Here is a 13709-nt window from a genome sequence, read left to right on the forward strand (position 1 = left end):
AGGAACCAACCGTGAAGGCACTTTCACAGAAACGGCGCCACCCCATCGCCGGGCTCGCGCTGCTGCTTCTGGGACTTCTCATCACCGGCGGCCTGTACTCCGTCGCCAGCACCATGAACCAGGCCCAGGCCTCCAACACGGGTTCTAGCTACAGCGCAGAGGACATCACCGAGGGCGAGAAGCTGTTCAACGCCAACTGCGCCACCTGCCACGGCGTCGAAGCCGTCGGCACCGAGGACGGGCCGACCCTGATCGGCGTCGGCGCCGCGTCCGTCAACTTCCAGGTCGGCACCGGCCGCATGCCGATGCAGATGCAGGGGCCTCAGGCCCAGGCCAAGCCGAACCAGTTCAGTGATGAACAGACCGCACAACTGGCCGCCTACGTCGCCTCCCTCGGTGCCGGCCCCGCCATTCCGGAAGAGCAGTACCTGGACACCGACCACGAAGACGTGGACCTGGGCAACGGCGGCACGCTGTTCCGCGTGAACTGCGCCATGTGCCACAACGCTGCCGCCGCCGGTGGTGCCCTGACGCGCGGCAAGTACGCCCCGCCGCTGGCTGGCGTCTCCGAGCAGCACATCTATGAGGCCATGATCACCGGTCCGCAGAACATGCCAGTCTTCAGTGACGCCAACATCAAGCCGGAGGACAAGCGGGACATCATCGCCTTCCTGAAGCATATCGAGGGCCAGGGCTCCCCCGGCGGCGCCTCCCTGGGCTCCCTCGGTCCGGTGTCCGAAGGCCTACTGGTCTGGACCGGGGGCCTCGCGGTTCTCATCGGCTTCATGGTCTGGCTGACCTCCCGGTCCTCCTGATTTGACGGCGCCGTGGGGGCGCCGACCACACACAACGTCACCATCACTCAAGCAAAGGATTCAGATCTATGTCTGAGCAAAGCCACGGAGGCCCGGAGCACTCGGGAGCCGTTGAGCACGCCGGTGCGGAGGAGTCGAGGCAGTACGCCGTCGACAACCCCGGCCTCCCGCCGCACCGGCCGCGGCTGGCCGACGAGGATCCCCGGGCGGCCAAGCGCGCCGAGCGCCAGGTAGCCTTCCTCTTCGGTCTCTCGATCGTCGGCACGCTGCTGTTCTTCGTCGGCTACTTCGTGGTGGGCCAGATCGGCCCCGGCACTCCGATCTCCACGGTCCGCCTCCAGAACATGCTCCTCGGACTGGGCACCGCCTTCGCCATGTTCGGCATCGGCGTGGGCATTGTCCACTGGGCCAAGACCCTGATGCCGGACCATGAGACCACCGAGCTGCGCCACGAGGTCCGCACCGAGGCTGACCGCCAGGTGGCCGTCGGCATGATCGAGGACATCATCGACGAGACCCAGGTCAAGCGCCGCCCGCTGCTGCGCAACACCTTGATCGGCGCTGGCGTCCTGGCCGTCCTGCCCGCGATCGCCATCTTCAGGGACTTGGACGACACGGACAACCGAAGCGAATTCGCCGCCGAGAACTTCGGCCCCGAGCGCCTGCGCCACACCATGTGGGCCACCGACGTCCGCCTCGTGCGCGACCCCACCGGTACCCCGATCAAGGCCTCCGACGTGACCATCGGTTCCGCCTTCCACGTGATCCCGGAAGGGCTCAACGAGCTCGACCCGCACGAGATGCTCAACCAGAAGGCCAAGGCCGTCGTCCTGCTCATGCGCCTCAACCCCGAGGACATGCAGGTCTCGCCGGAACGCGAGGACTGGAACGTCGACGGCATCGTCGCCTACTCCAAGGTCTGCACGCACGTCGGTTGCCCGGTCGCCTTGTACGAACAGCACACCCACCACCTCCTGTGCCCCTGCCACCAGTCGACCTTCGACCTCACGCAGGAATGCAAGGTCATCTTCGGTCCGGCCGGCCACGCGCTGCCGCAGCTGCCGATCAGAGTTAATGAAGAGGGCTTCCTGGTCGCTCGGAGCGACTTCCATGAACCCGTTGGACCGGCATATTGGGAGCGTGGCTGACACTCATGAGCACCTCAACCACTACCGAGTACCAGGCCTCGACCCCGACGGGGAAGATCGCGAACTTCATGGACACCCGTGCCGGGTTGTCCCCCATGGTCAAGGAGTTCGGCCGCAAGATCTTCCCGGACCACTGGTCCTTCATGTTCGGCGAAGTCGCCCTCTACACCTTCGTCATCCTGTTGATGTCGGGCACCTTCCTGACGCTGTTCTTCGACCCGTCCATGGCCCACACCACGTATGAGGGTTCCTACAAGCCCCTCTACGGCGTGGAGATGTCCGTGGCCTATGCCTCGGCACTCGACATCTCCTTCGACATCCGTGGCGGACTGTTCATGCGCCAGGTCCACCACTGGGCGGCGCTGCTGTTCGTGGCGGCCATGTCAGTGCACATGCTCCGCGTGTTCTTCACCGGCGCGTTCCGGCGTCCACGCGAGCTGAACTGGGTCGTCGGGTGCACGCTGCTCATCCTCGGCCTGGCCGCCGGCTTCACGGGCTACTCTCTGCCCGATGAGATGCTCTCCGGCAACGGCCTGCGCATCATCGATGGCGTCGTGAAGGCCATCCCGCTCATCGGTACCTACATCTCGTTCTTCCTCTTCGGCGGCGAGTTCCCCGGCGACGACATCATCGGGCGCTTGTACATCCTGCACGTGCTCGTGGTTCCGGCCCTGATCCTGCTGATGATCGTCATGCACCTGTTCATGGTGGTCGTCCACAAGCACACCCAGTACCCCGGCCCGGGACGCACCGAGAACAACGTGGTCGGCTACCCGGTCGGCCCCGTGTACGCGGCGAAGGCCGGTGGCTTCTTCTTCATCGTGTTCGGTGTGGTCGCCCTCCTCGGCGGCTTCTTCACGATCAACGCCATCTGGAACTACGGACCGTACGACCCCTCACCCGTGCAGGCCGGCACCCAGCCGGACTGGTACATCGGCTTCGTGGACGGCGCCCTCCGCCTGATGCCCGGCATGCTGGGCGACTTCTCCTTCAAGTGGGACATCCCGCTACCATGGGGTACCAACACCCTGGCTTTGGGCGTGCTGCTGCCAGCCCTGGTCCCCGCCGGCATCCTCTTCGGCCTGATGTTCGGATGGCCCTGGATCGAGCGGTGGATCACCAAGGACGACCGCGAACACCACATCCTGGACCGTCCGCGCAACGCCCCGACCCGCACCGGGGTCGGCGTGGCCGGCGTCGTCTGGTACTGCGTCATGTGGGCGGCGGCCTCCTCCGACCTCATCGCTACGCACTTCCATGTGTCCTTGAACGATGTGACCTACTGGTTGCGGTTCCTGTTCATCTTCGGTCCGATCATCGGCTTCATCATCGCGAAGCGGGTGTGCCTGGCGCTCCAGCGCAAGGACCGCGAGATCGTGCTGCACGGCCGTGAGGCCGGAGTGATCGAGATGACCCCCGAGGGCGAGTTCCGTGAGCGCCACGAGCGGCTGGATGACTACAAGCTCTACAAGCTGGTCAGCTTCGAGTCCAAGAAGCCGCTGCCGGCCCAGCCGGGCCGTGATGGCAAGATCAAGGCCGCAGAGAAGCAGCGGGCGAAGTTGAACCGCTGGTTCTACGAGGAACGCGTTGAGCCGGTGACCCGTGCGGAGCTGGCCGAGGCCAAGACCCACGATCACTCGGACGTTCCGAGCGCCGTGGAAGGCCAGGACGGCCAATCCTCCATCGGTCACTGACCGGCGTCTTAGACAGCAGAAGGGCCCCACTACGGTGGGGCCCTTCTGCTGTCTGCACTCAGGGGCCCGGTGACCTGGGCGGAGAGTAACCGGACTGCATGCGCATCCGTCATCGGTGTCTCCCCCGTCTTTGCCCGAGGACCCACCCAGGTCCTCAAGCGGGTACGTCTGCCCCACCTGCGGCGTGGCTCCCGAGGTGTTGACCGCGGCCAAGGCCCCACGGTGGGACCCCACCGAGGTACTGCATGTGCTGCTCACCGAAGAGATTCGAAGCCGGGACGGGGCCACCCGGGCCTCACTCACGTCGCAAGGCAGGCGGACTGCCCGCCGGCAAGACCTTCGACTCCTGGCGCGTGGCTGATCCCTCGATGCCGGCGCCGACCCAGTCGGCCGCCGAAGCGCACTACCGACTTGCCGACGCCACCTACGAACGCCGCAGTCTGGCGGTGACCTCCAATATCCACCCCTCTGGCTTAGACCCCTTCATGCCGACCACCCTGGCCACCGCGGCCGTAGACCGGCTCCTGCACCACGCTCACGTCATCGTTACCGAGAACGCCTCGCTACGTCACGCCGAGGCCACCGCCGGACGCGGAGTCAAACCCCTGACCTAACCGACAGGGGAATCCGGTGTCCGCCAGCAGGGAGATCAGATGTCCGACTACGGGGAGATCCCGGTGTTCCTTGACAGCAGCGGAAGGCGCAGCAACACTGAGCCAACGTTCACCAGTCCTCGCTACGTGGCCTTCGAGGTCGCCCTTGGGGTCCTGTTGGCCCTGTGGACAGGACGAAGCGGGCGCACGGCCCCGAGCACCCCGCCGCGCCCATGTGAGGTCGGGCTGATGGTGCCCTGACTGGCATCCGGGGCGGCGAGGTCTTCATGAGGTGGGTTGCCACGGGCCTCCACGTCGTGGACGATCCGCACGACGACGTCTGCGGCCGGACGTTCGTGTTCACTGACCCTTGGAGACGACGAAACGGCTGAGGCCAGGAGACCCACGACGGGTCTCCCGGCCTCAGCCGTTGCTACTGCCGATCCTGCGGATCCGACGGAATCAGTGGGCGTGATCGCCCTTCGAGTATTCGAAGACCCAGCCGACGAGGAAGTAGATTCCCACACCGACGCCGATGAAGGCGATCCACGCATCGATGGCGATCCCGAGCACCAGTGCCGCGCAGGCCAGGCCCAGGCCCAAAGGCCACCAGCTCCACGGAGCGAAGCTGCCGTAGGTGCCGGCGTACTGCGAGATCTCTCCGTGCTCGTCATCATCCGGGCCCTGGCCGAACTTACGCTCAGTGAGCCAGAGGAAGACGGCGACCATCAGGGAGAGGCCAGCCACGGCGTAGAGGGCGGGGATGCCGGCCCACTCAGTCCACTGGACCCAGAAGCCGTAGACCGTGGCCACGACGATCAGGAAGACACCGAGGATCGTGAACAGCTTGACGTTGGTTCTCACTTGGCAGCCGCCTTTTCTCCGAACACCTCGGGCTCATGCTGCGGGGATGTCGGCAACAGTTCGGGGTGGTGCAGGTCCAGTGCCGGACGCTCCGAACGGATCCGCGGCAGGGAGTGGAAGTTGTGGCGCGGGGGCGGGCAGGACGTCGCCCACTCCAGGGAGCCACCGAAGCCCCAGGGATCGTCCACGGTGATCTTCTTGCCCTTGCGCGCGGTGATGTACACGTTCCAGAAGAACGGGATCAGCGAGGCGCCCAGGACAAAGGAGAAGATCGTGGAGAACTGGTTCATCAGGGTGAAGCCGTCCTCAACCATGTAATCGGCGTAGCGGCGCGGCATGCCCATGACACCCAGCCAGTGCTGGATGAGGAAGGTGCCGTGGAAGCCGATGAACAGCATCCAGAACTGGATCTTGCCCAGGCGCTCGTTGAGCATCTTGCCGGTGAACTTGGGCCACCAGAAGAAGAAGCCTGCGAACATGGCGAACACCACGGTGCCGAAGACGACGTAGTGGAAGTGTGCCACCACGAAGTAGGTGTCGGAGACGTGGAAGTCCAGCGGCGGCGAGGCCAGGATGACACCGGTCAGGCCACCGAACAGGAAGGTGACCATGAAGCCGAGGCTCCAGAGCATCGGGTTCTCGAAGGTGATCGATCCTCGCCACATGGTGCCGATCCAGTTGACGAACTTCACGCCCGTGGGAACGGCGATCAGCATGGTCATCAGCGAGAAGAACGGCAGCAGCACGGAGCCGGTGACGTACATGTGGTGTGCCCACACGGTCACGGACAGTGCGGCGATGGCCGTGGTCGCGAAGACCAGCGTCTTGTAGCCGAAGATCGGCTTGCGGCTGAAGACCGGGATGATCTCCGAGACGATGCCGAAGAACGGCAGGGCGATGATGTAGACCTCGGGGTGCCCGAAGAACCAGAAGAGGTGCTGCCACAGGATGGCACCGCCATTCTCCGGATCGAAGATGTGTCCACCGAAGCGACGATCCATTCCCAATGCGCCCAGTGCCGAAGCCAGCGGGGGGAAGGCCATGATCACGAGAATGGCGGTGATCAAGGTGTTCCAGGTGAAGATCGGCATGCGCCACATCGTCATGCCCGGGGCACGCATGGTCAGGATCGTGGTGATGAAGTTGACGCCACCCATGATCGTGCCGAAGCCCTGCAGGAAGAGGCCGAAGACCCAGAGGTCACCGCCCACTCCCGGCGAATAGGTGGTATTGGACAACGGCGCATAGGCGAACCAACCGAAGGACGCGGCACCCTGCGGGGTGAGGAAGCCGGCCACGGCGATGATGGAGCCGAAGAGGAAGAACCAGAACGCCAGGGCGTTCAGTCGCGGGAAGGAGACATCCGGTGCACCGATCTGCAGCGGCATGATGACGTTGGCGAAGCCGATGAACAGCGGGGTGGCGAACATCAGCAGCATGATCGTGCCGTGCATGGTGAACAGCTGGTTGTACTGCTCCTTGGTCTGCAGCAGCTGCATGCCCGGTTCGAAGAGCTCGGCGCGGATCAGCAGCGCCATGACGCCGCCGATGCAGAAGAACATGAACGAGGTGATCAGGTACATGTACCCGATGGTCTTGTGGTCGGTACTGGTGATCCAGTTGACGATGACCTTGCCCTTGGACTCGGGCACCACCCGCGGCTGAGCCGCAGCCGCGTCATCCGTGGCGTATTCGTAAGTGGTCATCAGTTATCTCCCTCGAGCGTCGAGTCTTCGCCACCGGTCGGGCCGCCGGCGTCCTCGCGGGTGGTTCCGTCTCCCTGAAGGGGCACTTCCTGGTTCTGGGCGCCATCCGGGTGCTCATTCGGGTTGCGGTTGTACTCGTCACCCACGTGGCCGTCTTCCATCTGGGACAGCTGCGAGGTGAACTCCTGTTCGGAGACGACCTCGACGTTGAAGAGCATCTCGGAGTGGTACTCACCGCAGAGCTCCGCACACTTGCCCTGGAAGGTGCCTTCCTCGGTCGGCGTCAGGTACATGAAGTTCGACTTACCGGGGACCATGTCCAGCTTGCGCAGGAATGCGGGAACCCAGAACGAGTGGATGACGTCGCGCGACTTCAGCTCGAACTCGACCGGGACATCGACCGGCAGGTACAGGGTCGGCAGAGTCTCTTCGACACCCTCGGTGCCGTCGAGCTGTGCCTGGACGCCCTGGTAGTGCCTCTCTTCGCCCTCGTAGCTGTAGTTGAAGTCCCAGGCCCACTGCTTGCCGTAGACCTCCACGGTCAGCGGGGAGTCCTCCACGGGGGTGTCGATCTCGCGCTGGACGCGGTCGGTGAAGCCCCACAGGGTCAGCACCATGATGACCGGGACAACGGTGAACAGCGTCTCCATCGGGACGTTGTACGCCATCTGACGCGGGTAGCCCTTGTCATGCTTCCGCCGACGGTAGGCGACCATGCACCACAGCATCATGCCCCAGGCCGCCAGGCCCACGATCAAGGCTGCGATCCAGGAGTTGACCCACAAATCAGTGATCTGGGCGGACTGGTTGGTGGTCTCCCGTGTGCCGGGCAGGAATCCTCGTTGAACCTGCTCCGAACAACCGGACAGGACCATGGCTGCCATGACGGCAAGCGCTCCCCCCTTCAGGAGACGCCTGCCACGGCTGCCGGCTTGATTCTGCGATCTCACAGACGGCCCTTCCTCTTCAATCTCGAGTGCGAATGCCTCCCGTGGCCGCGTTCCCTCCAGACAATGTCTGGGCTGAAACGAAAATGCCACAGGGGGACCCCTAGGTTTACTACCTACTGTAGAGCTTACCGCCCTGGTCGTCTGCCCTATGACACGCAAAAAACGTCGGGCATCCGAACCAATTCCTGGCTCGGACGCCCGACGTCGCGTGGTAATGAAGACCTAGTGGAAGGAATCACCGCAGGCACAGGAACCGCCGGCGTTCGGGTTGTCGATGGTGAATCCCTGCTTGGAGATGGTGTCTTCGAAATCGATCGAGGCACCGCTGAGGTAGGGGACGCTCATCTTGTCCACGATGACCTCGACGCCGTCGAAGTTTCGCAGCGCGTCGCCGTCCAACACGCGCTCATCGAAGTAGAGCTGGTAGATCAGTCCGGAGCAACCGCCCGGCTGCACGGCGACGCGCAGACGGAGATCGGTGCGCCCCTCCTGCTCCAGCAGGGTCCGCACCTTGGCGGCGGCCACATCACTCAGCTGGACCTCGTGGGCGTCCAGGCCTTCTGCCGGCTGGGCAGTCGGGATCTCGGTCTCGGTGGATTCTGCGGAAACGCTCATGCTCGCTCCTTCGTCTGCGTGCGTGCTCCCCCGGCTCGGCGCCGAGCCGATCGGTGGGGCGGCCCGGAGGCCACTCTCCCCGGTCCCAACACCCGGTCCGGACGGTTCATTCCCGACGACCGGATCGAGACCTTCGGTATCTGTCGAGTCTAGGTCAGTGACCGACGGCGGCCAACAGCAGGGCCTCCGCCAACACGGCGTGTCGGAAGTCGCCCAGATGCAGGGACTCATTGGCCGAGTGGGCCCGGGAATCCGGGTCCTCGACGCCGGTGATCAGCAGGGTCGCCTCCGGGAACATCTCCACCAGGTCGGCGGTGAAGGGAATGGACCCACCCATGCCGGCCTCGACCGGCTCGGCCCCGAAGGCCTCTCGGAGGGCCGCCATCATCGTCCGGGCGGCGGGAGCGGACGTGTCCGTGGCGAAGGGCTGCCCGGACTCCCCCGGTTCGAAGATGACCTCCGCGCCCAACAGCGCGGTGGACCGGACCGACTCCACGTGGGCACGCACGGCGGACATCGCCGTGACCGGATCCATGCCCGGCCCCAGGCGCAGGCTGAACTTCGCACGGGCCTCGGGCTGCAGGGTGTTGGACGCGACGTCGAGCCGGGTCACGTCCGTTCCGATGATGCTCAGGGCTGGCTTGTTCCACAAGCGGTCGGCCAAGGAACCCGTGCCGGCCAGCCGCACGGAGTCCAGCACGGAGGAGTCGGCGCGGTAGTCCGCCTCCGGGTACTCGATCGACGAGTGGTGCTGTTGCTCGAGGCCGGCGATGGCCACATTCCCCTCCTCGTCATGCAGGGTCGCTATCAAGCGCGCCAGCAAGGTCGGAGCGTCGAGGACCGGGCCCCCGAACATGCCGGAGTGGACGGCGTGGTCCAGGACCCGGACGCCGATGGTGCCATCCACGAGCCCCCGCAAGGAGGTGGTCAGGGCCGGGACGCCGACCCTCCAGTTGGCGGAGTCGGCCACCACGATGACGTCGGCCGCCAGCTTCTCACGGTGTCGCTCGAGGAACGTCCGGAAGGTCGGAGAACCGGCCTCCTCCTCCCCCTCGATGAAGAAGGTGACGCCCGCGCCCGAGTCGGCGCCGGCGTCGAGCATGGCCTGCAGGGCGGCGAGGTGCACCATGATCCCGGCCTTGTCGTCCGCTGCCCCGCGGCCATAAAGCCGGCCGTCCTTCTCCGCGGCGGTGAACGGCTCGGTCTCCCAGAGCGCCAGCTCCCCCACCGGCTGGACATCGTGGTGCGCATAGAGCAGTACGGTCGGCTTCCCCGGCTGGGCCGGACGGTGCGCGACGACGGCCGGTCCCCCCGGGCGTTCGGTGCCGTCCGCCTCTACCAGCGTTTCCGTCAGGATCTCCACGTCCTCCAGTCCGAGTGACCGGATCAGGTCGGCGACGGCCTGGGCGGAGCGCTCGAGCGGAACGCGGTCGAAGGAGTCCCAGGCGATGCCGGGGATGGCCACGAGCTCCTTGAGCGTGGCCACCGTCTGCGGCAGCCGCTCCTCCACGGCAGCGGTGATCCGCGCGATCGTCTCGGGATCGAGGGGCAGGGCGGGCGGGGTCTGGGGCGTCTCAGGCATAAGGACCAGACTAGCGAGATGACAGCGGTCACAGCATTGACTCCGGGAGGCTTCGGCTCCGCCTAGAATGGACGGGTGTTTGGACGCAAGAAGACCGAGACCCCCGCCCCTGAGTCGGCGCCCGTGATCGAGACCCCCGAGCAGACGGCCGCGCGCCATCAGGCCAAGAAGGGGCCGACGCCGACGCGCGCGGAGCGGGAGGCCGCCCGCCGCCGTCCGCTGGTGCCGGAAGATCGCAAGGCGGCCCGCAAGGCCGCTCGCGATGCGGAGATGGTCGAGCGCCAGAAGATGCGCGTGGCCATGGAGACCGGCGATGAGCGGAACATGCCGCTGCGCGACCGCGGCCCGCAGAAGCGCTACGCCCGCGACTGGGTGGACGCCCGCACCGGCGTGGGCGAATGGCTCATGGTGATCGTGCTGGTCTACGTCTTCCTGGCGTTCCTGCCCCAGTCCGACCTGCAGATCTGGCTGACCTTCTCCCTCTGGGCCATCGTGCTGCTGGTGGTGCTGGAGGGCGTCCTCATCTCCTTCCAGTTGAAGAAGCGTCTGGCGGAGAAGTTCGGGGAGGTCGAGCGCGGCGTGCGCTGGTACGGCGTCATGCGGGCCATGCAACTGCGCAAGCTACGTCTGCCCAAGCCGCAGACCAAGCGCGGTCACTTCCCCGACTGAACCACGCCAGCTGGCCGCGACTACCGCGCCAGCTCGCGGTTGATCCGGGCAGCCCAGAACGGTCCCTCGTAGAGGAACGCGGTGTAGCCCTGCACCAGATCCGCCCCCAACTCGAGCCGCTCACGGACATCCGCACCGGTGGTGACCCCACCCACGGAGATCAGGGCCACCGATTCCGGCAGCGCGCCGCGCAGCCTGGTCAGCACCTCCAGCGACCGTTCCTTCAGAGGTGCCCCCGACAGGCCCCCGGCTCCCATGGTCTTGACGTCCGCGGCGGGCGTGGCCAGCCCGTCCCGGGCAATCGTCGTGTTCGTGGCGATGACCCCGTCCAAGCCCAATTCCACGGCCATCGCGGCCACTGAGTCCACGTCCTCGTCAGCCAGGTCCGGAGCGATCTTCACGGCCAGCGGCACGTGACGTCCCGTGGTCCGATCCGCCTCCTGGCGCACCGCGGCCAACAGCGGTGCCAGTGCCTCGATGTCCTGCAGCTGGCGCAGTCCGGGTGTGTTGGGTGAGGACACGTTGACCACGAGATAGTCGGCGTGGACGGCCAGGGCGGCGGTGGAGACCAGGTAGTCCTGCGGCGCCTCCTCGAGGGCCACCGTCTTCGTCTTGCCGATGTTCACCCCGAGCACCGGCCGACGCCGGCCGAAACGCCGGGTCAGCGTCTGCCGGGTGGCTTTCAGTCGCGGAGCCACCGCGCGGGCGCCGTCGTTGTTGAAACCCATCCGGTTGATCAGCGCCTTGTCCTCGACCAGGCGGAACAACCGCGGAGCGGGGTTGCCCGGTTGTGCCTCACCGGTGATGGTGCCGACCTCGATATGGCCGAAGCCGAGGTCTGCCAGGGCCGCCGTGCCCAGGCCCTGCTTGTCGAAGCCCGCCGCGAGCCCGAACGGCGAGGGGAAGTCCAGACCCATCACCCGGGTCGTCAGCGTCTTCGCCGGCCGCGTGGCCCGGCGCAGGGCCACTGAGGCACCGGTGGACTCCGCCGCACGGATCATCGAGAAGCCCACGTGATGCGCCTTCTCGGCGTCCATGCCCTTGAAGAACGTGTTGAAGAAGGCGGGATAGAGGCGGGCCTCGCGCGGCAGAGCAGTCATGCACTTATGGAACCACGATTCCAGTGCTGGTCCGCCCCACGTTTCGGCTCTAGCATGGCGTTCATATGAGCGCCACCGACCAGCCGTCCGGGGACACCCCCTTCTCCCCCTCCGCGGAGGCCACGCTCCTGACGGATTCCCCGCCCGGGGTGTGGGTCCCAGATCTGCTGGAGGGCTTCGAGCGGCTCACGATTCCCCTCGAGGTGGACGAGGAGGGACCCAACGCGGCGACCTTGGTCCGTACGGCTCGCACATCTGCCCGCACCCCGGTCCCCGCGCCGGCGGGTGACGCCCCGGTCGAGGCGGGCGACTCCCCAGGCGACGCGGGCGCGATCGTTGCCCGGCCGGAGTCGCGCATTCCGGTGTTGTACGTCCACGGCTGGTCGGACTACTTCTACAACGCGCCGCTCGCGGGCCACTTCGAAGAGCGCGGCTACGCCTTCTACGCGCTGGACCTACGCAAGTACGGCCGTTCGCTGCGTCCGGGGCAGACGCCGGGGTGGGCGGACAGCCTCGAGGTGTACGACGACGAGATCGGCCAGGCGCTGAGGGTCATCCGCCGCGAACATCCGCAGCCCCCCGTGCTGATGGGCCATTCCACCGGCGGGCTCATCCTCTCCCTGTGGTCGTCCCGGCATCCAGGCCGGGCCCGGGCGCTCGTGCTGAACAGCCCGTGGCTGGAGATGCAGGGCTCAGCGCTGGTCCGCCACATGGCCACGGCCGTCCTGGACCCGGTGGTTCGGCTGCAGCCGAAGAACTTCCTCAAGCTGCCTCGGGTGGACCACTACTGGCGCACGGTGTCCTCCGCCGCCGACGGCGATTGGGACCTGCACCCGTTGTGGCGTCCGCAGTACGCCTTCGAGGTGCCCGGCGGCTGGCTCAAGGCGGTGATGACCGGCCATGCCGCCGTGGCCGAGGGGCTCGGCCTGGCGGAGCCGGTCTACGTGATGCTCTCGGACCGCACGGTCTTCGCGGCGGGGTGGCGGCAGGACATGACGGCCGCGGACATCGTGCTGGACGTGGAGATCCTGGCCCAGCGCGCCACCCGGCTCGGTCGGCACGTCACGGTCGTCCGGCACGCCGGTGCCCTGCATGATGTGATGGCCTCGCCACAGGCCATTCGGCGTGATGCTGCCCGCGAGATGTTCCGCTGGCTGGGCGCCTACGCCGGTCCCGCCTGATCCACCGCTCCCCCATACCGGCGGTCGCGGCGGGCATAGACCTCGACGGCGTCCCACAGGGTGGTGCGGTCCACGTCCGGCCACAGCGTGTCCAGGAAGACGAGTTCGGCGTACGCCGACTGCCAGAGCAGGAAGTTGGACAGCCGCTGCTCGCCGGAGGTGCGCAGGAACAGATCCACGTCCGGAACGTCGGGCTCGTCCAGGTGCCGGGCGATCGTCTCCTCGCGGATCCCGGAGGACGTCACCCGGCCCGCCTCCACCTCACGGGCGATGGCCTTGACGGCATCGGTGATCTCGGCGCGGGACCCATAGTTCACGCACATGGTCAGGTTGCACCGGGTGTTGCCGCGAGTCTGCTCCTCCGCGGTCTCCAACTCCTTGACCACTGAGGTCCACAACCGGGGGCGGCGGCCGTTCCAGCGGATCCGCACGCCCCACGAATCGAGGGTGTCCCGCTGGCGGCGCAGCACGTCCCGGGAGAAGCCCATGAGGAAGCGGACCTCGTCCGGAGACCGCTTCCAATTCTCGGTGGAGAACGCGTAGACGGAGACGTGCTCGATGCCCAGCTGCACGGCACCGGCCATGACGTCCAGCAGTGCGGCCTCCCCGGCCCGGTGACCCTCGGTGCGCGGCAGTCCGCGCTGATTGGCCCACCGCCCGTTGCCGTCCATGACGATGGCCACGTGGCGGGGGATGAACCGCGGATCCATCTGCGGCGGCCGGGCTCCCGACGGGTGCGGAAACGGTTCGGCGAGGGCAGGCCGGCGGGCAGAGGGGCGGGAGGGCATGTGC

At 66.5% G+C, this 13709-nt stretch carries 13 protein-coding genes; 6 read left to right on the plus strand and 7 right to left on the minus strand.

Going from position 1 to position 13709, the window contains the following annotated elements; all coding sequences use genetic code 11:
• The first annotated feature begins 11 nt into the window (after positions 1–11).
• The 4 genes from qcrC (at position 12) to C8E99_RS16185 (ending at position 4271) form a co-directional block, all read left to right on the plus strand.
• Positions 12–815, plus strand: coding sequence for a cytochrome bc1 complex diheme cytochrome c subunit (gene qcrC / locus C8E99_RS04670; RefSeq protein WP_115931308.1), 804 nt, complete (start codon positions 12–14; stop codon positions 813–815).
• 68 nt (positions 816–883) lie between these two features.
• Entirely contained in the window at positions 884–1963 is a 1080-nt protein-coding gene (gene qcrA, locus C8E99_RS04675; RefSeq protein ID WP_115931309.1) for a cytochrome bc1 complex Rieske iron-sulfur subunit, read from the plus strand.
• A gap of 5 nt (positions 1964–1968) precedes the next feature.
• Positions 1969–3657: a cytochrome bc1 complex cytochrome b subunit gene (gene qcrB / locus C8E99_RS04680; RefSeq protein WP_115931310.1), complete on the plus strand. Its 1689-nt coding sequence runs from the start codon at positions 1969–1971 to the stop codon at positions 3655–3657.
• 353 nt (positions 3658–4010) lie between these two features.
• Positions 4011–4271, plus strand: a complete 261-nt coding sequence (locus C8E99_RS16185) for an ATP-binding protein (protein ID WP_245952089.1) — start codon at positions 4011–4013, stop codon at positions 4269–4271.
• Between the two features lie 441 nt (positions 4272–4712).
• On the opposite strand, the gene C8E99_RS04695 is transcribed toward C8E99_RS16185, so the two are convergent.
• The 5 genes from C8E99_RS04695 to C8E99_RS04715 form a co-directional block, all read right to left on the minus strand.
• The gene (locus C8E99_RS04695; protein ID WP_115931312.1) at positions 4713–5114 is read right to left on the minus strand and encodes a cytochrome c oxidase subunit 4; all 402 of its coding nucleotides are present in this window, start codon (positions 5112–5114) and stop codon (positions 4713–4715) included.
• Entirely contained in the window at positions 5111–6820 is a 1710-nt protein-coding gene (gene ctaD / locus C8E99_RS04700) for an aa3-type cytochrome oxidase subunit I (protein WP_115931313.1), read from the minus strand. Before ctaD ends, C8E99_RS04695 begins: the two co-directional genes overlap by 4 nt.
• Positions 6820–7770: an aa3-type cytochrome oxidase subunit II gene (gene ctaC / locus C8E99_RS04705; RefSeq protein WP_170144525.1), complete on the minus strand. Its 951-nt coding sequence runs from the start codon at positions 7768–7770 to the stop codon at positions 6820–6822. The genes ctaD and ctaC overlap by 1 nt, the downstream gene beginning before the upstream one ends.
• 222 nt (positions 7771–7992) lie before the next feature.
• Complete coding sequence (locus tag C8E99_RS04710) at positions 7993–8385, minus strand: HesB/IscA family protein (protein ID WP_170144526.1); 393 nt, start codon at positions 8383–8385, stop codon at positions 7993–7995.
• A 154-nt stretch (positions 8386–8539) separates the two neighbouring features.
• Complete coding sequence (locus C8E99_RS04715) at positions 8540–9967, minus strand: dipeptidase (protein WP_115931314.1); 1428 nt, start codon at positions 9965–9967, stop codon at positions 8540–8542.
• A 75-nt stretch (positions 9968–10042) separates the two neighbouring features.
• Here C8E99_RS04715 and C8E99_RS04720 point away from each other — a divergent pair, with 75 nt between their 5' ends.
• A complete protein-coding gene (locus C8E99_RS04720) occupies positions 10043–10636 on the plus strand; it encodes a DUF3043 domain-containing protein (protein ID WP_115931315.1) in 594 nt (197 codons plus the stop codon).
• A gap of 20 nt (positions 10637–10656) precedes the next feature.
• Here the strand turns inward: C8E99_RS04720 and C8E99_RS04725 are convergent, their stop codons facing one another.
• Positions 10657–11736, minus strand: a complete 1080-nt coding sequence (locus tag C8E99_RS04725) for a quinone-dependent dihydroorotate dehydrogenase (RefSeq protein WP_115931316.1) — start codon at positions 11734–11736, stop codon at positions 10657–10659.
• A gap of 65 nt (positions 11737–11801) precedes the next feature.
• Here C8E99_RS04725 and C8E99_RS04730 point away from each other — a divergent pair, with 65 nt between their 5' ends.
• Positions 11802–12917 (plus strand): alpha/beta hydrolase, encoded by a 1116-nt coding sequence (locus tag C8E99_RS04730; protein ID WP_115931317.1) that lies wholly within the window; start codon positions 11802–11804, stop codon positions 12915–12917.
• On the opposite strand, the gene C8E99_RS04735 is transcribed toward C8E99_RS04730, so the two are convergent.
• The gene (locus tag C8E99_RS04735) at positions 12899–13705 is read right to left on the minus strand and encodes an isoprenyl transferase (RefSeq protein ID WP_115931318.1); all 807 of its coding nucleotides are present in this window, start codon (positions 13703–13705) and stop codon (positions 12899–12901) included. The two genes, C8E99_RS04730 and C8E99_RS04735, sit on opposite strands and share 19 nt — an antisense overlap.
• Between the last annotated feature and the right edge of the window lie 4 nt (positions 13706–13709).

The sequence above is a fragment of the Citricoccus muralis genome, assembly GCF_003386075.1.
GTDB classification, from domain to species: Bacteria; Actinomycetota; Actinomycetes; order Actinomycetales; family Micrococcaceae; genus Citricoccus; species Citricoccus muralis.

Coding starts and splice junctions, on each gene's coding strand:
- ctaD (WP_115931313.1), bottom strand. CDS start 6,820: ATGACCACTTACGAATACGCCACGGATGACGCGGCTGCGGCTCAGCCG.
- qcrB (WP_115931310.1), top strand. CDS start 1,969: ATGAGCACCTCAACCACTACCGAGTACCAGGCCTCGACCCCGACGGGG.
- C8E99_RS04730 (WP_115931317.1), top strand. CDS start 11,802: ATGAGCGCCACCGACCAGCCGTCCGGGGACACCCCCTTCTCCCCCTCC.
- C8E99_RS04725 (WP_115931316.1), bottom strand. CDS start 11,736: ATGACTGCTCTGCCGCGCGAGGCCCGCCTCTATCCCGCCTTCTTCAAC.
- C8E99_RS04715 (WP_115931314.1), bottom strand. CDS start 9,967: ATGCCTGAGACGCCCCAGACCCCGCCCGCCCTGCCCCTCGATCCCGAG.
- C8E99_RS04710 (WP_170144526.1), bottom strand. CDS start 8,385: ATGAGCGTTTCCGCAGAATCCACCGAGACCGAGATCCCGACTGCCCAG.
- qcrA (WP_115931309.1), top strand. CDS start 884: ATGTCTGAGCAAAGCCACGGAGGCCCGGAGCACTCGGGAGCCGTTGAG.
- C8E99_RS04735 (WP_115931318.1), bottom strand. CDS start 13,705: ATGCCCTCCCGCCCCTCTGCCCGCCGGCCTGCCCTCGCCGAACCGTTT.